Genomic DNA, 21,678 nt, shown 5'->3' with positions numbered 1-21,678 from the left:
GACAACTCATGTCCATCAAGGGGGCGCCCGTCAAGACACCCGCCATCACGGGGCTGGGCGCGGTTGCCCTCGGCCCCGAGCGGCATTACAGTGCACCCGACATGAACATCTTCAAGCCCAGAAACCTCCAGACCAAGTTCATCATCGGCCTGGCGGCCATGATGGTGGTGGTCGGCGTCTTCTTCGTCTACCTGCTCCAGCAGTACCTGCGCGAGACCCTGGAACAGGAGGCGCGCGGCAAGGCCCAGGTGATCCTGCGCGGCGTGGAGTCCCTGCACGCCTACGTGCAGGACAACCTGCGCCCGGTGATCACCGGAAGCCTCCTGGAGGAGGAGAGCCTTCTCGAGGCCATGTCCTGCACCAACCTCGCCCGGGCGGCCATGGGGCCCATGGGCCAGGACGGCAAGGAGGACTTCCTCTTCAGGCGCGTGGCCATCGGCGCGCGCAGCCCCGGTCTCGAGGCCGTGGGCCTGGAGCGCGACTTCATCGAGCGCTTCAAGGCCGACCCCGCCAAGGAGTGGGGCGAGGCCATCATCAAGGAGAACGGCCAGGAATACCTGGTGATGGCCCAGCCCGTGCGCTACCAGAGCTTCTGCCTGCGCTGCCACGGCGACCCGGCCAAGGCCCCGCGCGACCTGGTGGCCGCCTACGGCTCGTCGCTGGGCTTCAACCACAAGGAGGGCGAGCTCGCCGGGGCGCACGTGGTGCGCCTGCCCATGCAGGGCAGCGTGGAGCGCATCCACGGCGCGACCTTGGGCTTCGTGCTCATGTTCAGCTTCGGCGCGCTCATCCTCTTCGGCTCCATCTACGTCTTCTTCAACCGCCTGGTGGTGCACAACCTGCGCAAGGCCCTCTCGCTCATGGGCCGCCACTTCCCGGAGGCGGTCAGCGAGGCGGCCAGCGCGCCCAAGACCCAGTCGCCCGTGCCGCAGCGCGACGAGATCGAACTCATGCTCTCCTCTATGGAGCAGTTCGCCGAGAGCCTGCGCGAGGCCAGGGGGCAACTCCAGTCCTACGCCTCCAACCTGGAGGCCATGGTGGCCGAGCGCACCTCGGACTTAAGCCGCGAGGCCGAGGCCAGGCGCGCGGACGTGGGCCTCTTCGTGAGCCTGCTGGACGGGCTCAACCGCACCCGCGAACGCAAGGAGATCCTGGACAACTGCCTGGGGCTCATCGGCAGGCGCTTCGGGGCCAACCGCGTGAGCTACTGCTGCGCCATGGCCATGGGCGCGTCGTTTTCCTGGCCGGACCCTGACGCGGCCGCGCCCATGCCCCTGGCCTGGGAGCGCATGGCCGCCAAGGGCGAGCCCCTGTTCAAGGGCAGCTGCGCCTTCATCCCGGTGCAGACCTCGGGCGCGGCCCACGGCATGATGACCCTGTGCTGGAGCAGGGAGAACATGCCCGAGCCCATGCCCGTGGAGGTGCTCATGGCCGTGGGGCAGCAGCTTGGCGTGGTCATGGAGAACATGGAGGCGCTCGACAACCTCATCCGGCAGAACGACCTGCTGCACGCGGTGTTCGAGGGCATAAGCGACCCCGTGGCCCTGCTGGACGAGCACGGCCAGGTGGTGCTGGCCAACGAGTCGGCCAGGCTCCTGGGCGAGAAGGGCCGCGACGGGTCCGAGGCCGTGGCCGCGCTCCTGCGCGAGGCCCTGGGCGCCAAGCCCGGCAGGCCCCTGCCCGAGGACGCCCTCTCCGGCCCCAGCGTGCGCGAGGTCGGGCTGCCGGGCGACCGCACCTTCTTCGTCTCGCTCTACCCCCTGCCCGAGTACAGCGGCCGGGGCGGCAGGCTGGTGGCCTACGCCCGCGAGGTCACGGGCGAGCGCCGGATGCAGGAGATGGCCCAGCAGAACGAGAAGCTGCTGGCCGTGGGCCGCCTGGCCGCCGGGCTGGCCCACGAGATCAACAACCCCCTGGGCGTGATCCTCTTCTACGGCGAACTGCTCAAGGCCTCGGCGGGCCAGGAGAACGTCCGCGAGGACGTGGAGGTCATCCTGCGCCACACCCGCCAGGCCAAGAAGGTGCTCCGGGACCTGCTCGACTTCGTGCGCCCCAAGAAGGGGGCCACCGGCCCCTGCGACCTGGCGGCCGCGGCCAGGCGCACCGCCGGGGTCTTCCAGGCCCAGGCCGCGGCCGAGGGCGTGGCTCTGACCGTGGACGCCCCGGGCTCCATGCCCCGGGTGGACGCCGACGACACGGCCCTGGAGCAGATACTCTCGAACCTGCTCATCAACGCCCTGGACGCGGTCAGCCCGCGCGGCGGGGCCATCCGCGTGAGCGTGGGCGTGGAGGACGGCAAAGCCTTCCTCAGGGTGGCGGACAACGGGCCGGGCATCCCGCCCGAGCACCTTGGGCGCATCTTCGACCCCTTCTTCACCACCAAGGAGGTGGGCAAGGGCACGGGCCTGGGCCTGGCCGTGGTCTTCGGCCTGGTCAACGACATGGGGGGCAGCGTGGAGGCCATAAACGACGGCGGCGCGGTGTTCATCGTGCGCCTGGCCCTGGCGGGCGCGCGGGAGGCCAGCGATGCGGCAGCCTGAGACCATCCTCGTGGTGGACGACCAGCCGGACTTCGCCAAGGGCCTGGCCAGGCTCATCGGCTCGCGCCACCCGGACGCCAGGATGCTCCTGGCCAACGACGGGGCCTCGGCCCTGGAGACGCTTGAGGCCAAGTCCCCGGGGATCATGTTCACGGACCTGCGCATGCCCGGCATGAGCGGCCAGGAGCTCCTGGAGAGCGCGCTGCGGGCCTCGCCGTCGCTCACGGTGGTCATGCTCACGGCCCACGGCGACGTGGGCTCGGCAGTGGCCGCGCTCAAGGCCGGGGCCTACGACTTCCTGACCAAGCCCGTGGAGCCCGAGAACCTCTTCCTGGCCCTGGAAAAGGCCCTGGAGCGCTCGCACCTGCTCTCGGAGAACCGCCGCCTGCGCGAGTCCGTGGCCGAGGCCGAGACGTGGCGCGAGCTCATCGGCGAGTCCCCCAGCGTGGTCAGGCTCAAGCAGACCATCGGGGCCGTGGCCGGGTCGGACTACACGGTGCTCATCCAGGGCGAATCCGGCACGGGCAAGGAGGTGGTGGCCCGGGCCATCCACCGCATGAGCGGGCGCAGCGAAGGCCCCATGATCTCCGTGAACTGCCCGGCCATCCCGGAGCAGTTGCTGGAATCCGAGCTCTTCGGCCACGTGAAGGGGGCCTTCACGGGCGCGGAAAAGGCCAGCAAGGGCCTTTTCCTGGCCGCCGAGGGCGGCACGATCCTCCTGGACGAGATCGGCGACATCCCCATGAACGTGCAGACCAAGCTTCTGCGCGTGCTCCAGGAGCGCGAGGTGCGCGCCGTGGGCGGCAGCGAGACCGTGAGCGTGGACGTGCGCATCATCGCCTCCACCAACCAGCACCTGGAGGAGAAGATCCGCGACCGCACCTTCCGCGAGGACCTCTTCTACCGCCTGAACGTCCTGACCATCCAGACCCCGCCCCTGCGCGAGCGCCGCGAGGACGTGCCCCTGCTGGCCGCGCACTTCCTGCGCCGCACCTGCCGGGAGATGAACCTGCCGGAAAAGGAGCTCACGCCGGACGCCCTGGGCTACCTGGCCGGGCGCGAGTGGCCGGGCAACGTGCGCGAACTGCTCAACTACGTGCGCAGGCTGGTGGTCTTCTCGCCGGGGGAGGTAATAGACGCCCAGGCCGCCAGGATCGTGGACGGCGGCGGGGGGCTCGTGGAGGCCAACTCCTGCGCGCTGGGCAGCTACCAGGACGCCAAGAACCAGGCCCTGGAGGCCTTCACGCGGGCCTACGTCAGCCAGCTGCTCGGGCGCACCAGGGGCAACATTTCCGAGGCCGCGAGGGTCAGCGGGCTCGAGCGCGCGAGTTTACAGAAGATTCTCAAAAGGCTAGGCATGGAAGCCCAAGATTTCAAGGCTTGAGCCAAGCCTCGTCAGGAGATGTGGATGTCGCGTTGCCTTGCCCTGGTTTCAGCCCTCGCCCTGTGGGCCCTGGCCGCCACCGCTTCGGCCCAGGCCCCTTCCGTGCGCGCCCCGGAGGTGGTCATCCCGCCCTCCATGGCCATCCCCGCGCCCGAAGCGCTCAAGGCCCAGTTTCCCAAGGGGCTGGTGCCGGGGCTCGGCTTCGGGCTGAACTGCGCACAGGGCCAGCCAGACGGCAGCATGGTCCTGCACACGCTCACCGGGCGCGGCCCCGTGGCCCCCGGCCCCACCGTGCTCGACGGGGCCGACGCGCGCGCGTCCCTGATCTTCGTCTCGCCGGATTTCAACCCGGCCATCGTGACCATGAAGCTCTCCGGCTCCAAAGCCGAGGTGGTGGGGCTCCTGCCCCTCAAGAACGATGAGGGCGGCCCCTTGCGCGGGCTGCCGCCGGGGCCGGCCGTGCCCGGCTCGCCCGCGAACGCGCCGCTGGACCTGGCGCTTAAGCCCCTGAAGCCCGACGAGCGCGGCATCGACCCCCAGGGCGTGGCCTACGACTTCAAGCGCGGCGCGTTCTGGCTGGCCGACGGCTATCGCCCGGCCCTGGCTCGCGTGTCCCCGCGCGGTGGCGCGGTGCTCTCCATGGTCGCCCCCGGCTCCGGGCTGGAGCCCTACCTCGGGACGCGCAGGCCCGGCTGGGGCTTTTCCGGGGCCTCGGTGAGCCCGTCCGGCAAGGTCTACACCATGATGCGCGGGGTGCTCTTCGTGGAGGGCAAGCCAGGGGTGTTCAGCCGCATCGTGGAGTTCGACCCGGACACCGACCGCGTGCGCCAATTGCCCTATCCCGTGGAGGAGATCTTCCCCGATCCGGCGGCCGTGTTCACGGGCGAACCCGTGGCCTTCGCCGAGAAGCGCCTGCTGGTGCTGGAGCAGGGCGTGGACAAGGACGGCAGGCCCCGCAGCCTGGTGTTCGCCGCGGACCTGACCCAGGCCAACAACATAAGCAGGGTCGTCAACGACGCGGGCCAGCCCCCCGAGGTGATCACCGACCGCAAGCAGCTGGCCAAGGCCTTCGCCCTGGCGCGCAAGACCCTGGTGCTGGACCTGCACGAGGCCGGGTTCACCGGCGGCTGGGCCGAGAGCATGGCGCTTTTGGCCGACGGGCGCACCCTGGCCTTCATGAGCGGCCACGGCTTCGGCCTGGAACAGCAGATCGCGGGCTACGCCACGGGCCTGGACGGCAAGCCCGTGCTGGACCCGGGGGCCTACGTGCTGGGCGAGGGCGGCAAGCTTCTCTACGACGGCAAGCCCAGCACGGCCGTGATCAGCTTCAGGCCGTCGTCGGTCTCGCCCAGGCTGTGGGTGGCCACGCTGCCGAAAAAGGTGACGGAGTATTGATGAAGACCGGAGAGGGCGCCGGCATCGAAGGGCCTCTCCCGGCAGGGGCGTGACGCCCCTGCACCCCCGGTAGCTTCGCGTCGATCGCCGGATGCAACGAATGGGCCGCCCGGCTGCCTGGAAGCGCGCTTCCAGGCAGCCGGGCGGCCATATTTCAAGGCATGAGTGAAACCAGCGAAGCTCTCGCCGGTTCTCAGAGCGCTGCTTCGGCCTCTATCTCGGCGTAGACGTATTCCCGCAGGGCCTGGAGCCAGGGCCTGGGGGAGATGCCGGTGGCCTTGGCGAACTTGGAGGTGTCCAGCACGGAGTACGCCGGGCGCTTGGCCTTGGTGGGGTATTCCGGGGTGGTGATGGGCTGCACGTGGCATTCGTACCCGGCGGCGGCCACGGCCTCGGTGGCCAGCTCGCACCAGCTGGCGCGGCCCGCGTTGGCCAGGTGGTAGAGCCCGGTGGCCCCGGCCATGACCAGGGCCACGGAGTACTGGGCCAGGTCCAGCGTGCAGGAGGGCGAGCCGATCTGGTCGTGGACCACGCGCAGCTCCGGGCGCTGGCTGGCCAGGGTGAGCATGGTGCGCACGAAGTTCTTCTTGCCCGGCCCGAACAGCCAGGCCACGCGGGCCACGATGACCTTGTCGTAGCCCAGCCTGGCCAGGGCCTTCTCGCCGTCGAGCTTGGTCTGGCCGTAGACCCCGGTGGGGCCGGTGGGGTCCTCTTCGGTGTAGGGTGTGTTCTTCCTGCCGTCGAACACGAAGTCGGTGCTGTAGTGGAAGAGGCCCACGCCCCTGGCCGCGCAGAGCCTGCCCAGCATGGCGGGCAGGGACTTGTTCAGCCTGGCGGCCTCGGCGGGCTCGTCCTCGGCCATGTCCACGGCCGTGTAGGCCACGGCGTTCACGAGCCATTCGGGCTGGAACTCGTCGAGAAAGGAGCCCATGGCCTCGGCGTCGCAGATGTCGAAATCCGCGCGCCCCACGGGTTCGGCCTCGAATCCGGCCTCGGCGAAGGCCCTTGTCAGCGGCACGCCCAGAAGCCCCGTGCGCCCGCCCAGCACCGCCACGCGTCTGTTCATCGGCGCTCCCCGTACCAGTTGTCCATGAAGGAGCGGTAGGCGCCGCTCTGCACCTGCTCGAGCCAGGCGCCGTTGGCCGCGTACCATTCGAGGGTCTCGGCGATGCCGCGCTCGAAGGTGTACTCGGGCGTGAAGCCCAGCTCGCTCTCGGCCAGGGAGTAGTCCATGGCGTAGCGGCGGTCGTGGCCGGGACGGTCCTTGACGAAGTTGATCAGGGTCTCGGGCTGGCCCAGGGCGGAGAGGATGGTCTTGACCACCTCGATGTTGGGCTTCTCGGCGTTGCCGCCGAAGTTGTAGGCCTGGCCCGGGCGGCCCTTGAAGAGGGTCAGCTCAACGCCGCGGCAGTGGTCCATGACGTGGATCCAGTCGCGCACGTTCAGCCCGTCGCCGTACACGGGCAGCTTCTCCCCGCGCGAGGCCTTCATGATCATGAGCGGGATGAGCTTCTCCGGGAACTGGAACGGCCCGTAGTTGTTGGAGCAGCGCGTGACGCACACCGGGAAGCCGTAGGTCTCGAAGAAGGCGCGGCAGAGCATGTCCGCCGAGGCCTTGGAGGCCGAGTAGGGGCTGTTGGGCGCGAGCGGCGTCTCTTCGGTGAACTTGCCCTCGGGGCCGAGCGTGCCGTAGACCTCGTCCGTGGAGACGTGCACGAAGCGCGGCACCTCCAGGCGGCGGGCGGTGTCCAGGAGCACCTGCGCGCCCAGCACGTTGGTCAGGATGAAGGGGTTGCAGTCCGCGATGGAGCGGTCCACGTGGGATTCGGCCGCGAAGTTGACCACGGCGTCGACCTTGTGGTCGGTGATGATGTGCGCCACCAGCTCGGCGTTGGCGATGTCGCCGTGCACGAAGTGGTAGCGCTTGCCGCCGAGTTCCTTCTCGATGGGCAGCAGGTTGAAGCGGTTTCCGGCGTAGGTCAGCTTGTCCAGGTTGACGATGACCATGTCCGGATGCTTCCTGAGCATCATGTATACGAAATTGGTGCCGATGAATCCGCACCCGCCGGTGACGAGAAGCCTCATTGATGGGACCTTCCTAGCGTGATGTGGGGTGTGACGAGGGGGTCTCCCCCGGGGGTCTTCCTGCCTCAAACGGGGATCGGAATCAATGCGTAAAAAAAGTGCTTGCCAACCCCGGGCGATTTCCTTATCTACCTCCTCCTCGGGCGGTTAACTCAGCGGTTAGAGTGCCATCTTCACACGGTGGAAGTCCTGGGTTCAAATCCCAGACCGCCCACCACCGGAATCGAAAAGCCCCGCTTTCGCGGGGCTTTTTGCATGGAACGATCATGCCGAGCCTCGTCCTTCACGCACCTGAAATCCCCCAGAACACCGGCTCCATAGCCAGGCTCTGCGCGGCCACGGGCACGCGCCTGCACCTGGTGGAGCCCCTGGGCTTCAAGCTGGAGGACCGCTACCTGAAGCGCGCCGGGCTGGACTACTGGCCCCACGTGAAACTCTCGGTCTGGAAGGACTGGGGGGCCTACCTGGAGGGGGCGAATCCCTCCCGGCTGGTGTTCACCTCCTCGGGCAACCGGGGCATCCTGGGCGTAGCCTACCACGAGTTCGCCTTCCGGCCCGGAGACGCCGTGGTGCTGGGGTCGGAGAGCACGGGCCTGCCCGGGGAGATGCTCGAAGGCCAGGAGCACCTGGTGCGCATCCCGATTTTCGATTACGTGCGCTCGCTGAACATCGCCAACGCCGCCTCCATCCTGCTCTACGAGGCCCTGCGCGTCACGGGCAAGCTGCCCGCCTGAGCTTCCGGCGAATAAACACGCCTCCTGCCGCACAGGCGCCGTAAGGGCCCCGGGCCGCCGCACGGCGCTTCCGGGGGAGGCGGTGCAGCGCCCCGCTTCAGGCGCTGAACTTCGTCATCATTCCGAATCTTTTTTCTTTTCTCCTGCGCCACTTAACTAGTATGGTAAACGCAGTATCCAATCACCCCGGGTTGGCCCCATCCTGAGAGGTTCGCCATGATTTCATCGTTTTCGCTCACCACCAGGGCCGTCGCCGCCTGCTTCGCCGCCGTCGCGCTTTGCCTCGTGTTCCACTCCGTGTCCGTGTCCCTCTTGGGGCTCTCGGGCGCGGCCGCCTACGCCGTGGCCGGGCTGGCCGCGCTGGCCTCTTCCGCCGGGGCCGCGCTCCTGCTGACGGGCTCCGCCTCGGCGGAACTCAGGCAACTGGCCGGGGCCTGCGCGCGGGTGGCCGGGGGCGACTTCAAGGCCCCCATCCCGGAATGCACCGCGCCCGAGGCCCGGGCTGCGGCCGAGGCGGCGGGAGCGCTGGTGGGCCAGCTCAAGCTGACGCTCGGCAACTGGAAGGGCCTGACCGAGGCCGTGCTCATCCCGTACGCGCTCGTCGACCTCAAGGGCAATCTGACCTTCTGCAGCAAGCCCTGCCTGGAGATGCTGGGGCGGGACGGCAGGCCGGAAGATCACATCGGCATGTTCTTCTCGGAGTTCTTCTACGGCGACCGCGCGCGCAAGGCGCTCATCGTGGAGATCATGGAAAAGAACCAGGGCGTGGTGCGCGACGTGGAGTTCAAGAACATCAAGGGCGACACGCGCTTCATCCAGGCCGCGCTCTCGCCCCTGCACGACCTGGACGGCAACGTCAGCGGCGGCATGTGCATGTACCTGGACTACACCGACCTGCACCGCAAGGAGGCGCAGATAGTGGCCCAGGGCGAGAGCATCCTCAAGGCCGTGCATCTGGTGGAGGAGATAGCCAGGGCGCTCTCGGACACCAGCGGGCTTTTGTCCTCACAGGTGGAGGGGGCCAACCGGGGGGCCTCGGTGCAGAGCCGCCGCGCCGAGGAGACGGCCACGGCCATGGAGGAGATGAACGCCACGGTGCTGGAAGTGGCCAAGAACGCCTCCCACGCCGCCGACCGCGCGGGCGAGGCCCAGGTCAAGGCCAGGCAGGGCGCCGAGGTGGTGGAGCAGGCCGTGCAGGCCATCCACCAGGTAGACGCGCTCACGGGCAGGCTCAAGGCTAGCATGGCCGGGCTCTCGGAGCGCGCCGGGGACATCGGGCGCATCATGGGCGTGATCTCCGACATCGCGGACCAGACCAACCTCCTGGCCCTGAACGCGGCCATCGAGGCGGCCCGCGCGGGCGAGGCCGGGCGCGGCTTCGCCGTGGTGGCCGACGAGGTGCGAAAGCTCGCGGAGAAGACCATGAGCGCCACCAAGGAGGTGGGCGAGGTCATCGGCGCGATCCAGAAGGGCGTGGGCGAGAGCGTGGGCGAGGCCGACCAGGCCGCCCGGGCCGTGGACCGCGCCACGGACCTGGCCGGGCGCTCGGGCCAGGCGTTGGGCGAGATCGTGGGGTTGGTGGTGCAGACCTCCGACCAGGTGCGCTCCATCGCGGCCGCCGCCGAGGAGCAGTCCGCGGCCAGCGACGAGATCTCGCGCGCCGTGGAGGACGTGCGCCGCGTCTCGGCCGAGACTGCCCGGGAGATGACCGGCGCGGCCGGGGGGGTGGACTCGCTCTCCAGGCTGGCCGGGGAGCTCCAGAACGCCGTGCGCGCCCTGGGTTCGTGAGCGGCCCGCGCGCGGGCGCGAACCGGCCTTGACCTGACGGGCCAGGCCGGGGCACCTTGCGCCCCTCATGAAGGACACCGTTCTTATCGCCTGCGCGGCCTTCGCCCTGGACCTCGCCCTGGGCGACCCCCACCGCTGGCCCCATCCCGTCCGGCTCATAGGCCGCGCCCTGGAACGCCTGGAACCCCTGGGCCAGGCCCTCGCGCCCCCGGGCAGGCGCGCCTTCGGCCTGGCCGTGGCCCTGGCGCTCGGCTCGCTCGCCTGGGGCGTTGTCCACTCGCTCGCCGCCATCCCTTACGCCGGAGCGTTTTTTGCCCTCTTTTTCGCCTATGCCGGGCTGGCCCTGGGGCAGCTTCTGCGCGAGGCCCGCAACGTCTCGCGGCTCATCGCCTCGGACAGGCTGGAAGAGGCCCGGCGCGAGCTCTCCTACCTGGTCAGCCGCGACACCTCCCGCCTGGACAGGCAGGGGCTTTCGCGCACCCTGGCCGAAACCGTCTCAGAGAATTTCTGCGACGCCTTTGTCGCGCCGATGTTTTTTCTGTTGCTGGGCGGCCCGGAACTGATGTGGTTCTATAAAACGATATCCACCATGGACTCCATGTGGGGCTACAAGACGGACCGGTTCCGGGATCTCGGCTGGGCAGGCGCGCGCCTTGACGACCTGCTGGCCTGGGTTCCGGCCAGGATGTCCGCTCTTTTGCTGGTCGCAACCGGGTTTTTCCTGGGTTTGGACTGGAAAAATGCCCTGGCCAACGTCGCGCGGGACGCACGCCGAATGGCCAGCCCCAACGCGGGCTGGCCCATGGCCGCCGCCGCGTGGCTCTGCAAGGCGGGCATGGGCGGGCCGGCCGTCTATTTCGGGAAACGCGTGGAAAAACCTCAGCTAGGTCCGATGGATGCAAGCTGGAATGCGTTGCAGTTGAAAATGCTTCTCAGGCTGGTTTTTATGTCCGGATTCGGTGTGGTATTGATGCCGGTTGCATTGCTCTTTTGTCATGTATTGCTCTTTTCGTGAAACCCTACCGCACGGTTTGTTGACCTTTTCCTTTCGATAACCGAAATACTGAGCCATAGTTTCATCAAGGAGGGTGAGGTTTATGGCTCTCGAAGGCACCGTAAAGTGGTTCAGCGACAAGAAGGGATACGGTTTTATCACCCGTGAGGGGGAGGACGACATCTTCGTTCACTATTCGGCCATCCAGGGGGAAGGCTTCCGTACGCTGCGCGAAGGTGAGAAGGTCGTCTTCGAAGTGGTGACCGGAGAACGCGGAATGAAGGCCACCAACGTCGTCAAGGACGCCTAGGCATCAAAACCCGACGACCTTCGAAACCCCGCCTCCCGGCGGGGTTTTTCTTTTCGCGGGCGGGAACGAAAACGGGGCCGGTCATCGCTGACCGGCCCCGGTGTTTTTCGTGTGGATCGGCCCGCGCTAGCGGCCGAGCTCCTCGCCGCGCTTCTTGGCCGCGAGCACGCCGTCGATGATGGCGGCGCGCACGGCCTGGCGGTCGAAGTGCGTAAGCGCCGCGATGGTCGTCCCGGCGGGGGAGGTGACCATCTCGCGCAAGAGGCTCACGTGCCCCATGCTCGTCTGGGCGAGCTTCACGGAGCCCTGGAGGAGTTCCGTGACGATGCTCGTGGCCTGGGGCCTGGGCAGCCCCGAGGCCACGCCGGCCTCTATCAGGGCCTCCATGAAGTAGAACACGTAGGCCGGGCCGCTGCCCGCCACGGCGGTGAAGGCGTCGAAGGCCTTCTCTTCCAAGACGTGCACGGTGCCCACGCTGGCGAAGATGTCCTTGACCATGTCCTTTTGGCCTTGCGTCAGCCTCGGGTCGTCCAGGCAGACGGCGGAGACGCCGCCGCCCACCAGGGCCGGGGTGTTGGGCATCACCCGGACCACGGGGCAGGCCCCGCCGGTCCACTCCGAGAGCTGGGCGCAGGTCACGCCCGCCGCGATGGACACCAGGCACTTGGCGGAGGCGAGCGCGGGCTCGATCTGGGCGAGCACCGCCTTCATCTGCTGGGGCTTGACGCACAGGACCACGTAGTCGGCCTTTTCCACGGCCTCCTGCATGGTCTGCACGGCCGAGAGGGTGCACTCGGCGCACAGGGCGTTCAGTTTCTCGCGGTCCAGGTCGAAGCCCATGAGGTTCACGGATTCGACGCCGGAGAGGCCCTTGATCAGGGCCGCGCCCATGTTGCCCGTGCCGATGAAGGAGACGGTCGCGCTCATTGTCGTGTCATCCTGCCAGTTCGGTGGCGTTGAAGAAGTAGGATATTTCGAAGGCCGCGGTCTCGGGCGCGTCGGAGCCGTGCACCGAGTTCTCCTGCTTGGAGAGGGCGTAGACCTTGCGGATGGTGCCGTCAACGGCCTGGGCCGGGTCGGTGGCGCCCATGAGCTCGCGGTAGCGCTTGATGGCGTCGTCGCCCACCAGCACGGCGGCCACGATGGGGCCGGAGGCCATGTACTCGGTGAGCTCGCCGAAGAACGGGCGCTCCTTGTGGACATGGTAGAAGCCTTCGGCCAGGCGCTGGTCCAGCCTGAGCATCTTCATGGCCACGATTTTCAGCCCGGCCTGTTCGATCATGAACAGCACGCCGCCCACGAGGTTGCGGCGCACGGCGTCGGGCTTGATGAGGCAGAGGGTCATTTCCATCGGGGACCTTCCTTTGTTGGAGGTTGGTAGTCCAAACGCTCCCTGATGAAAAAGCACCTCGCCCACCATGGGGATGCTTCTCCGGCGCCCCACCGGACCGGTCAAATGCGAGCGCCGGGGCCACACCCACGGCCACGGCGCTGCGGACGGTTTCTACACCAGGAGCATCTTATCCGACGAGAACTCTTCTCCCTTGAGGGTGAAGAAGCGTTCCAGCAAATCCTCCACGTTGAAGCTGCTCTTCTCCTCGCCCTCGATGTCCAGGATCACGCGGCCCTGGTGCATCATGACCAAGCGGTTGCCCAGCCTGAGGGCGTGGTTCATGTTGTGCGTGACCATCAAGGTGGTCAGCTTCTGGGATTCCACGAGCTTGCTGGTGAGCTCCAGCACGTGCCCGGCCGTCTTGGGGTCCAGGGCGGCGGTGTGCTCGTCCAGCAGAAGTATTTCCGGGCGGACCATGGTGGCCATGATCATGGTCAGCGACTGGCGCTGGCCGCCGGAGAGAAGGCCCACCTTGTCCTTCAGGCGGTCCTCCAGCCCGAGCCCGATCTGCGAGAGGAGCTCGCGGTAGCGGCCCCTGTCGCGCGCCTTCACCCCGGCGGAGAGACCGCGCGGCTTGCCCCTGCGGTCGGCCAGGGCCATGTTCTCCTCGATGGAGAGCGAGGCGGCCGAGCCCATGAGCGGGTCCTGGAAGACGCGGCCGATGAACTTGGCGCGCTTGTACTCGGGCCAGGAGGTGATGTCCCGGCCGTCCAGGGCGATGCTGCCCTTGTCCGGGAAGAACGAGCCCGCCACGGCGTTCAGCGTGGTGGATTTGCCCGCGCCGTTGGAGCCGATCACGGTGATGAAGTCGCCCTGGCGGATATCGAGGTTCACGCCGTCCAGGGCCAGAACCTCGTTGATGCTCCCCTTGTGGAAGCGCTTGGTGATGTCCTTGAGCGTGAGCATCAGCGGGCCATCTTCCTTTTGAGCCTGGGCGCGGTGAGCGCGGCCACCACCACCAGGGCGGTGATCAGGTTCAGGTCGCTGGGCGAGAAGGAGAAGCTGCCGATCTTGAGCGAGAGCGCGAAGGCGATGGCCAGCCTGTAGGCCACGGAGCCGATCACGGCCGCGAGGATCATCCTGGCGATCCGGCCCTGGCCCAGAAGAGTCTCGCCGATGATCACCGAGGCCAGGCCCGCCACGATGGTGCCCACGCCCATGTTCACGTCCGCCGAGCCCTGGTTCTGGGCCACCAGCGCCCCGCACAGGGCCACCAGGGCGTTCGAGAGCCCAACGCCGAGCACGATCATGTTGCCGGTGTTCACGCCGAGCGCCGTGATCATGCGCGGGTTGTCGCCGGTTGCCAGCATGGCCTGGCCGAGCTCGGTCCTGGTGAACCAGACCAGGGCCACGGCCGCGACGATGGTGACCACCGCGAAGAGCGCCGGGGCGGCCATCCAGGAGGGCAGGCCCAGGGCGGTCAGCGGGTCCAGCACGGTGGATTTGCCCAGCAGGGTGAAGTTCGGCCTGCCCATGATGCGGATGTTGATGGAGTAGAGCGCGATCATGGTCAGGATGGAGGAGAGCAGGTGCAGGATCTTCAGGCGCGTGTTCAGAAGCCCGGTGACCGCGCCCGCGCAGAAGCCCGCCAGGGTGGCCGGGATGAGCGCCAGGTAGGGGGGCACGCCCGCGTCGATGCACACGGAGCAGACCGCCGCGCCGAGCGGGAGCGACCCGTCCACGGTGAGGTCGGGGAAGTCGAGGATGCGGAAGGTGAGGTAGACCCCCAGCACCATCAGGCCGAAGACGAAGCCCTGTTCGAGCGCGCCGATGAAAGCGTAGAAGGACATGTCGGTGGTGGCTCCAGGAATTGCCCCGGTTGGGGCCGCGAAACCCCGGAGATTTGCCTTGAAAAGGAGGAATTGTAAAGCGCGGGAGAAAGGGCGTCCGCGGGCCGCCCCCTGGCGCGGCCCTGGGCAAGGGCTGGGGCCGGTTTGAAGGCGATCCGCCGCCCTGGCCCCTCGCCGCGCCGGGGGGCAGCCCACGTGCACGGGCGCGCGGGGGGCGCGAATCCCTTCGTCACCCTCTCTCTTTTGCCTTGGCGATCAGCTCCGGGCGGAACTCGAAGTGCATGATGTCGAACTCAGCCCATTTTCCGCCCCAGATGAAGCCGTGGCGCTCGAACACCTTCACCACCTCGGCCGGGAAGGCCTTCCTCAGCGAGAGCGGGTCGTCGCCCTTGTACCAGCGCCAGTAGCCGTTGCGCTTGGCGTTCAGGTCGATGGCCGCCCCGAAGCTGTGCATGGAGAGCCGCTCGGTCCCGGCGATGGGCCGCCAGGCGAATGTGCCCGATATGGGCAGCACGTGCGCCCGGTACTCCGGCCTGGCCGCCAGCAGGGCCGCGAGCTCCGCCCCTGCCTTCTCGAGCGCCTTGGCCGCGCCGTTTCTCGCATTGAAGAGCACTGTATTGCCCAGGAAACGCACGGGGACCAGATTCGCCTTCACCTCGGCCGCGTCGTGGCCGTAGGCGGCCTTGAAGAGCGCCACGGTGCGCCTGCGCCCGGGGTGGAAGCCGGGTTCGGGCTCGGCGGTCACGGGGAAGAGGGGGTACACCTGGGCGAGCATGTCCTCGATGTCCGTGTCTTCGAGGGCGGCCTCGGCGTCCTTGGCCCTGCCGTCGTCGTACGCGAGGCGCGCGCCGTCGGAGAGCACGAGCCCGTCCGGCTCCACCGTGGCCACGGCCTCGGGGTAGAAACGCTTGAGCAGGAGCAGGTCGCGCGTTCCCTGGGCCTGGGAGGCCCCGGGAAAAAGGAGCAGGGCCGCGAGCAGGACGGAGACGGAAAGCAGGGGATATTGGCGCATGGTCGTAAAGCGCGCCCGCCCCGGTGTGTCCATTCAGGCAGGGCAGGCGCGGTGGTTTCGTGCCGCGCCCTCGGGCTGGCGGGCGCTCGTTGAAATTCGGAGCCTCGAAAAAAACTGTCCGGCCTTCGGGGCGCGGCCTCAGCGCTTGAGGAGCCGGGTCATGATCTCCTGGGCGTTACGCTCGGCCTGCCGGTGCTCCTCGGCCGAAAGCCCGCAGCCCATGGCGATCATGCGTCGCATGTCCTGGGAGACCAGGTCCCCGGGCGCGTGGGCGTCGTTGTCGATGACGAGCCTGGCCCCGTGCTTGCGCGCCAGGATCGCCACGTGGCCGTTGGTCAGGCTGTGGCCCTTGCGCGTGGTGATCTCCAAGTGCACGCCCTTTTCCGCCGCCAGGGCCGCGTCCTCTTCGGTGATCAGGCCCGGGTGGGCCAGCACGTCGGCCCCGCCCTCGATGGCGGCCAGGTTGGTGCCGCGCGCCACGGGCTCCACGATGGTCTCGCCGTGCACCACCACGAGCATGGCCCCGGCCGCGCGCGCCTCGGCGATGAGCCCGGGGATCAGCGGGGGCGGGCAGTGCGTCAGCTCCACGCCCACGGCCAGGTTGAGGTCCAGGTAGGGGCCGGTCTCGGCGGCGAAGCGGCGCAGGTTCTCGATGATCAGGTACATGTTGGAGGGGTCGGCGTGGTCGGTGATGGCCAGCCCCTTGTACCCCGCCTTGGCGGCCCTGCGGGCGAGTTCCGCCGGGATGAGCTCCCCGTCGGAGAACGTGGTGTGGGTGTGCAGGTCGATCATGGGTCTACATCTTGTATTTGTTGTCGTCGGGGTTGAAGCGCTCCAGGATGTCGGTCCACTTGTCGTCGCCCTCGCCGGACATGCCCGGCTTGGGCTTGGTCTCGGAGAGCGCCTCGATGACCTTGGGGTCGACCAGTATGGACGACCCGGAGCGCAGGGCCAGGGCCACCGCGTCCGAGGGCCGGGCGTCGATCTCCAGGGTCTTCTCGCCCTGCTGCACGGTGATCACCGCGTAGAAGGTGCCCTCGCTGAGCGCCGTGACCGAGACCGTGCGCACCACGCCGCCCAGGGACTCGATGGTCGAGAGCAGCAGGTCGTGGGTCATGGGCCTGGGGAGCTTCACGCCGTTCAGCATGAGCGAGATGGCCATGGCCTCCATGGCGCCGATCCAGATGGGCAGGGTGGTGTTCTCCTCCAGGTCGCGCAGGATGAGCACCGGCGCCTGGGTGTCGTCGTCCAGGGCCAGCCCGAAGACTTTCATTTCGATCATGGCAGCGCCTCCCCCCAGAGGGAATGCTTCTTGGCTTTGGTGATCCTGACGGGAACGATCCGGCCCGAGAGGCCGGGGCTTTGCGGGGCCTCGAAGTTGACGGCCCGCCCGGCCTCGTCGCGGCCGCGCCAGGCCGGTTCGTCTGAGTCCATGCGTTTGCCCGGGCCCTCCACCAGCACCTGGGCCACGCGGCCGGTCAGGCGAGCCAGCATGGCCTCCTGCTGGGCATTTTGCAAGGCCTGAAGCTCGGCCAGCCGCCAGGATTTGACCTCCTCGGGCACCTTGGGCCCCATCTTGGCGGCGGCCACGCCCGGGCGGTCGCAGTACATGAAGGAGAAGGAGCACTCGAAGGCCGCGTCGCGGATGAGCTGCATGGTGGCCTTGAAGTCGGCCTCGGTCTCGCCCGGGAAGCCCACGATGATGTCCGTGGTGAGCATGATCTCGGGCCTGGCCTTGCGCAGCGCCTCCACCTTGGCCATGTACTGGGCGGCCGTGTACTTGCGGCCCATGCGCCCAAGCACGGCGTCCGAGCCGGACTGCACGGGCAGGTGCAGGGCCGGGGCCAGGTTGGGAAGCTCCCCGAAGGCCGCGATGACCTCCCCGGCCAGGTCCTTGGGGTGCGAGGTGGTGAAGCGCACGCGCGCGATCCCGTCGATGGCGGCCACGGAGCGCAGAAGCGTCGAGAACGCCTCGCGGCCCTGGCCCGCGTCCTGGCCGTAGCTGTTCACGTTTTGCCCCAGGAGCGTGACGTCCTTGACGCCCGAGGCCGCCAGCGCCGAACACTCCGCGAGGATGGCCCCGGCCTCGCGCGACTTCTGGCGGCCGCGCACGTAGGGCACGATGCAGTAGGCGCAGAAGTTGTCGCAGCCCTGCATGATGTTCACGAAGGCCTGGGGCGAGCGCGACGTGCCCGACAGGGCCGGGTCGCGCTCGGCGTAGGATTCGGTGAAATCGAGAAGCGAGAGCCTGAGCCCGGGTTGCGCGGCCAGGCGTTCCAGGGCCGCCGGGGCCTGGGAGACTCCGTCCGCCCCGAAGACCAGGCGCACGAAGGGGAAACGCTTCCAGAGCTTCTCGCCGATCTGCTGGGCCACGCAACCGCCCACGGCGCAGAACACGTCCGGGTCGCGCGTGAGCTGGTCGGCCAGCCTGCCCAGCAGGCTGTAGACCTTCTGCTCGGGCTTGTCGCGCACCGAGCAGGTGTTGACCACGTAGACCTGGGCCTGGTCCAGGGGGACCTCCTCCCAGCCCATCTGGGCGAGGCTGCGGCCGAGCCAGCCCGAGTCGGCCACGTTCATCTGGCATCCGAAAGTGAGGACGTGAAACTTCATCGTGACATCATAATGCATCCATCTGACGCGGTCAAAGGCCGGGACACTCGCCGCTTGACAGCGGCCCCCGGCTGGCTGCACCCTGAGCAAGGGCGGGGAAAGACCGTGCGGATCGTGGCTCGCCACGCATGATCCGTTGCGGCCGATGCGATTTTCCGGGAACCGGCCGGACCATTTCGCACAAGGCGCGGCAAGCGTCTTGATTCCCCTGGTGTTTCCAAAATCAGCGTACAGTGTGGCGTGACCAGGGGGTCGCAGTGCTCAACAGATTTCGCAGCATAGAGACGGTCGTCGCTTCAGTCATCAGCGTCCTGCTTCTCGCGGCAGTGTCCGGGATGGTGGTCTACGTCTCGAAGTCTTTCTACACCAACACCCTGCGTCTGGAGACGCGGGGCATGGAGATAGAAAGCCGCAACATCGCCACGGCCACCAACGAATTCATCGACAACTACCTGGGCGTGGTGCAGTCCATCGCGCGCCAGAAGTCCGTGCAGGCGCTGCTGGGCGGCGACGGGGCCCCGGCCGGGATGGTCGCGGGCCAGCTCGAGGCCCTGGTGGCCGCCCGCAAGGACTTGAACAGCGCCTACATCCTCGATTCCACGGGCCGCGCGGCCGTAGGGTTCACGGCCCAGGGCGAGTCCATGGCCGGGATGGACCTCTCGGGCCGGGCCTACTGGAAGGAAGTCGCCCAGGGGCGCGAATTTTTGGCGAAAAACATCACCAAGGGCGCGGCCACGGGCAACCTGGTGTTCCTCATCGTCACGCCCGTGCGCGACGCGGGCGGCAAGGTGCTCGGCGGCGTGGGCGTGGCCGTGAACTGGTCGCGCTTCATCGAGAGCTACGTGCTGCCCGTGAAGATCGGGGCCACGGGCTATGCCTACATGCTGGACGCCTCGGGCAACGTCATCGCCCACCCGGACAAGGCCAAGCTCCTGACCGACGCCTCCGGGTCGGCCCACGTCAAGGAGATCCTCTCGCGCAAGCAGGGCTTCACGCGCGTGGACCAGGGCGGGGCCGAGGCCGTGCAGGTGTTTCGGCCCATCGAACGCACGGGCTGGATCGTCAGCGTGAGCGAGGCCGAGGAAGAACTGGCCGCCGAGGCCGTGGCCCAGCGCACCATCTTCATGGCCGCCGGGGCCGTGCTCTTCGCGCTGCTCACGGGCATCATCCTGCTGCTTCTGCGCAGGCTGGTGATCAGGCCCCTGGCGGGCATCCGCGCGTTCACCTCCCGGGTGGCCTCGGGCGACTACCAGGCGAAACTCGAAGGCGGCTACCGCTACGAGCTGGGCGAGCTGGCCGAGAACATCCTCTCCATGACCCAGGCGCTCAAGAACGAGCTGAGCTTCGCCAGGGGCGTGCTCAAGGGCCTGACCATCCCCTTCGTGGTCAGCGACGCCAAGGGGGCCTTGAGCTACACCAACGGGGCCACGCTCACGCTGCTCGGGCGGCCGGGCGTCCCGGCGGACCACACCGGCAAGCAGGCGGGCGAGTTCTTCTACGGCGACCCGTCGCGCCAGACCATCGCTTCGCGCGCCATGCAGGAGCGCCGCTCCTTCCAGAACCAGGAGTTCACGCTCAGGGCGCAGGACGGCCGGGAGTTGCACCTCTCCATCGACGCAGCCCCCCTCTACGACCTGGACGGCGCGCTCAGCGGGGCAATCAGCATCATCACGGACCTGACCGCCATCAGGAACCAGCAGGCGCGCATCGAGGCGCAGAATGCCAGCATCACCGAGGCGGCCGTGACCATCGAGGGCATCTCGGAGCTGGTTTCCTCGGCCACGCAGGAGCTTTCGGCGCAGATCGAGCAGTCGAGCTCGGGGGCCAGGCAGCAGGCCGAACGCGTGGCCGAGACCGCCACGGCCATGGAGCAGATGAACGCCACGGTGCTGGAGGTGGCCAGGAGCGCCTCCGAGGCGTTCGAAACCTCTGAGAACGCCAGGCAGAAGGCCCAGGACGGCGCGGAAGTGGTGGAGCGGGCGGTGCGCTTCATGGACGAGCTGAACAGGAACGTCAGCCAGAGCCGCACGGACATGGAGGCCCTGGGCAGGCAGGCCCACGACATCGGCCGGGTGCTCGGCGTGATCTCCGACATCGCGGACCAGACCAACCTGCTGGCCCTGAACGCGGCCATCGAGGCCGCGCGGGCTGGCGAGGCCGGGCGGGGGTTCGCCGTGGTGGCCGACGAGGTGAGGAAACTGGCCGAGAAGACCATGACCGCCACGAAAGAGGTGGGCGAGGCCATCGGGGCCATCCAGGAAGGCACGAAGAAGAACGCCGTGAACGTGGAGCAGGCCATGAAGGCCATCGAGGACGCGGCCGGGCTGGCCGGGAAGTCCGGCGAGGCGCTGAGGGAGATCGTGGAGCTGGTGCAGCTCTCCACGGACCAGGTGCGGTCGATAGCCACGGCCAGCGAACAGCAGTCGGCCACCAGCGAGGAGATCAACCGCAGCATCGACCAGGTGAACCAGATTTCCACGGAAACGTCCCAGGCCATGGAGGAGTCGGCGAGGGCGGTCGGGGACCTGGCCGCGCAGGCCATGGAACTGACAAGGCTGATCGAAGGCATGAGGGGGCAGGACGTGGCGGGCAGGCCCGCGCTGTCGGCCTAAGAATCGCGGCTTGGCACAAGCGAAATCAAAAAGGCGGCCTTCGGGCCGCCTTTTTTGTGTGGGTGTAAAATTGTGGCGTGCTGTTTTGTTTTATGGCTGGTTCTGCCTACTGCTCGTTTTGTTTATTGTGTGATATGTCTTTAAGAAATAGGTGGCCATCCTCAATTGAGGGAACATATTCGCATTCAGATGTAAGGAGCGAGTGCTTCATGTGGTTCGCTGCTGAGTGGTTGTGTACGGTATAGATGGCCGGGTTGGTTGTTGATCCTGATGAGCATAGCACTGCACTGATGTGCTTGTGTTCGTCTGAAATAAATAATTCGGTGCTTATTGTCGCTTCGCCAGATTTTGTATGTTTTGTGATATGCGAACGATAGGATTGGTAGCGAGCAATTATTTCCCCTGTGTCTCGGTCAATTGATACGGCTATTGGACCGACAGGGTAAGTCGCTTCGAGGATGACTGGGTGCTGACTTATTCCAATGCATGCTGCAAATCCAAGTTTGCTTGTGTCAATTGCAATTATGCATACATCATTACTTCCAATGATTCCCTTCTCCAAGTACTCCTTGAATTTGTTGCTTTTGTCTCTGATCGCAGATGTTATCCGCAGGAGTATCTCGTTCTGAGGAAAATCTATGGCTTGAGCTTCGCTTGGATCTGTTGGCGGGTGTATGAAGATGTCAGGAATGTTCCTTGGTGAAGGAGAAATTGCTTCGAACCAGTATTTCATGTCGTCAACAAGGGCAAGAAAGTCAGGGCCTGCGTCTTTCGATGTGATCGAAAGGCCATTTTTGATGAGAATCTCCGCGAGATTGAGTTCCCATAAGCGCTCATGAAAAACATGTTCATCGTTGCCGTAGAGTTGCTGTTTGAAGTGCTTGTCTGCAAGATTTGCTTCGATGTACCGATTGACTCTGTCGTTGAGGTTGGCAAGGAATTGTTGCCCTTTATCAGATTGTCCGCAGCGTTCTTCAATGTAAGATACTGGCATCGTAGTGTTCCATTGTGTCAACGCAGCGATTAATTCG

At 67.1% G+C, this 21,678-nt stretch carries 19 protein-coding genes and 1 tRNA gene; 9 read left to right on the top strand and 11 right to left on the bottom strand.

The features are described 5' to 3' along the window. The first annotated feature begins 8 nt into the window (after positions 1-8). The 3 genes from ACZ5V4_RS05550 to ACZ5V4_RS05540 are packed head-to-tail and all read left to right on the top strand — an operon-like array spanning position 9 to position 5,319. Entirely contained in the window at positions 9-2,540 is a 2,532-nt protein-coding gene (locus ACZ5V4_RS05550) for a c-type heme family protein (RefSeq protein WP_464317179.1), read from the top strand. Further along, entirely contained in the window at positions 2,527-3,924 is a 1,398-nt protein-coding gene (locus ACZ5V4_RS05545) for a sigma-54-dependent transcriptional regulator (protein ID WP_464317178.1), read from the top strand. Before ACZ5V4_RS05550 ends, ACZ5V4_RS05545 begins: the two co-directional genes overlap by 14 nt. A gap of 24 nt (positions 3,925-3,948) precedes the next feature. After that, positions 3,949-5,319, top strand: a complete 1,371-nt coding sequence (locus tag ACZ5V4_RS05540) for an esterase-like activity of phytase family protein (RefSeq protein WP_464317177.1) — start codon at positions 3,949-3,951, stop codon at positions 5,317-5,319. 193 nt (positions 5,320-5,512) lie between these two features. Here ACZ5V4_RS05540 and rfbD read toward each other — a convergent pair whose 3' ends face one another. Together rfbD and rfbB are read right to left on the bottom strand one after the other, a co-directional pair. After that, positions 5,513-6,385, bottom strand: a complete 873-nt coding sequence (rfbD, locus tag ACZ5V4_RS05535; RefSeq protein ID WP_464317176.1) for a dTDP-4-dehydrorhamnose reductase — start codon at positions 6,383-6,385, stop codon at positions 5,513-5,515. Next, on the bottom strand, positions 6,382-7,404 hold the full coding sequence (rfbB, locus tag ACZ5V4_RS05530) for a dTDP-glucose 4,6-dehydratase (RefSeq protein ID WP_464317175.1): 1,023 nt from the start codon (positions 7,402-7,404) through the stop codon (positions 6,382-6,384). Before rfbB ends, rfbD begins: the two co-directional genes overlap by 4 nt. A gap of 141 nt (positions 7,405-7,545) precedes the next feature. On the opposite strand from rfbB, the gene ACZ5V4_RS05525 reads away from it, so the two are divergent. The 5 genes from ACZ5V4_RS05525 (at position 7,546) to ACZ5V4_RS05505 (ending at position 11,230) form a co-directional block, all read left to right on the top strand. After that, positions 7,546-7,621, top strand: a tRNA-Val gene (locus tag ACZ5V4_RS05525). A gap of 49 nt (positions 7,622-7,670) precedes the next feature. Then, positions 7,671-8,138: a tRNA (cytidine(34)-2'-O)-methyltransferase gene (locus tag ACZ5V4_RS05520; RefSeq protein WP_464317174.1), complete on the top strand. Its 468-nt coding sequence runs from the start codon at positions 7,671-7,673 to the stop codon at positions 8,136-8,138. A 216-nt stretch (positions 8,139-8,354) separates the two neighbouring features. After that, positions 8,355-9,926 carry a methyl-accepting chemotaxis protein gene (locus tag ACZ5V4_RS05515; protein WP_464317173.1) on the top strand — a complete coding sequence of 524 codons (1,572 nt, stop codon included), beginning with the start codon at positions 8,355-8,357 and terminating at the stop codon, positions 9,924-9,926. A gap of 67 nt (positions 9,927-9,993) precedes the next feature. Then, positions 9,994-10,941: an adenosylcobinamide-phosphate synthase CbiB gene (gene cbiB, locus ACZ5V4_RS05510; protein WP_464317172.1), complete on the top strand. Its 948-nt coding sequence runs from the start codon at positions 9,994-9,996 to the stop codon at positions 10,939-10,941. A gap of 82 nt (positions 10,942-11,023) precedes the next feature. Beyond that, positions 11,024-11,230 (top strand): cold-shock protein, encoded by a 207-nt coding sequence (locus ACZ5V4_RS05505; RefSeq protein ID WP_464317171.1) that lies wholly within the window; start codon positions 11,024-11,026, stop codon positions 11,228-11,230. A gap of 126 nt (positions 11,231-11,356) precedes the next feature. On the opposite strand, the gene proC is transcribed toward ACZ5V4_RS05505, so the two are convergent. From proC to miaB, 8 genes are all read right to left on the bottom strand, one after another. Next, positions 11,357-12,157, bottom strand: coding sequence for a pyrroline-5-carboxylate reductase (gene proC / locus ACZ5V4_RS05500; RefSeq protein ID WP_464317170.1), 801 nt, complete (start codon positions 12,155-12,157; stop codon positions 11,357-11,359). A 7-nt stretch (positions 12,158-12,164) separates the two neighbouring features. Further along, entirely contained in the window at positions 12,165-12,581 is a 417-nt protein-coding gene (gene ndk, locus ACZ5V4_RS05495) for a nucleoside-diphosphate kinase (RefSeq protein WP_464317169.1), read from the bottom strand. Positions 12,582-12,734: 153 nt separating this feature from the next. Continuing rightward, entirely contained in the window at positions 12,735-13,529 is a 795-nt protein-coding gene (locus ACZ5V4_RS05490) for an ABC transporter ATP-binding protein (protein WP_464317168.1), read from the bottom strand. Next, positions 13,529-14,413: an ABC transporter permease gene (locus ACZ5V4_RS05485; RefSeq protein WP_464317167.1), complete on the bottom strand. Its 885-nt coding sequence runs from the start codon at positions 14,411-14,413 to the stop codon at positions 13,529-13,531. The genes ACZ5V4_RS05490 and ACZ5V4_RS05485 overlap by 1 nt, the downstream gene beginning before the upstream one ends. Positions 14,414-14,642: 229 nt before the next feature. Continuing rightward, entirely contained in the window at positions 14,643-15,425 is a 783-nt protein-coding gene (locus ACZ5V4_RS05480; protein WP_464317166.1) for a M15 family metallopeptidase, read from the bottom strand. A 138-nt stretch (positions 15,426-15,563) separates the two neighbouring features. Then, positions 15,564-16,217 carry a histidinol phosphate phosphatase domain-containing protein gene (locus ACZ5V4_RS05475; RefSeq protein WP_464317165.1) on the bottom strand — a complete coding sequence of 218 codons (654 nt, stop codon included), beginning with the start codon at positions 16,215-16,217 and terminating at the stop codon, positions 15,564-15,566. 4 nt (positions 16,218-16,221) lie between these two features. Then, on the bottom strand, positions 16,222-16,707 hold the full coding sequence (locus ACZ5V4_RS05470) for a bifunctional nuclease family protein (protein WP_464317164.1): 486 nt from the start codon (positions 16,705-16,707) through the stop codon (positions 16,222-16,224). Beyond that, positions 16,704-18,035, bottom strand: coding sequence for a tRNA (N6-isopentenyl adenosine(37)-C2)-methylthiotransferase MiaB (gene miaB, locus ACZ5V4_RS05465; RefSeq protein ID WP_464317163.1), 1,332 nt, complete (start codon positions 18,033-18,035; stop codon positions 16,704-16,706). The genes ACZ5V4_RS05470 and miaB overlap by 4 nt, the downstream gene beginning before the upstream one ends. Before the next feature lie 257 nt (positions 18,036-18,292). On the opposite strand from miaB, the gene ACZ5V4_RS05460 reads away from it, so the two are divergent. Further along, positions 18,293-20,647, top strand: coding sequence for a methyl-accepting chemotaxis protein (locus ACZ5V4_RS05460; RefSeq protein WP_464317162.1), 2,355 nt, complete (start codon positions 18,293-18,295; stop codon positions 20,645-20,647). Positions 20,648-20,753: 106 nt separating this feature from the next. Here the strand turns inward: ACZ5V4_RS05460 and ACZ5V4_RS05455 are convergent, their stop codons facing one another. After that, positions 20,754-21,641 carry a hypothetical protein gene (locus ACZ5V4_RS05455; protein WP_464317161.1) on the bottom strand — a complete coding sequence of 296 codons (888 nt, stop codon included), beginning with the start codon at positions 21,639-21,641 and terminating at the stop codon, positions 20,754-20,756. Between the last annotated feature and the right edge of the window lie 37 nt (positions 21,642-21,678).

It is taken from the genome of Fundidesulfovibrio sp. YSD1, assembly GCF_055397115.1.
Note: the sequence above shows the minus strand (reverse complement) of the source record. Positions and strands in the feature narration are given on the sequence as shown.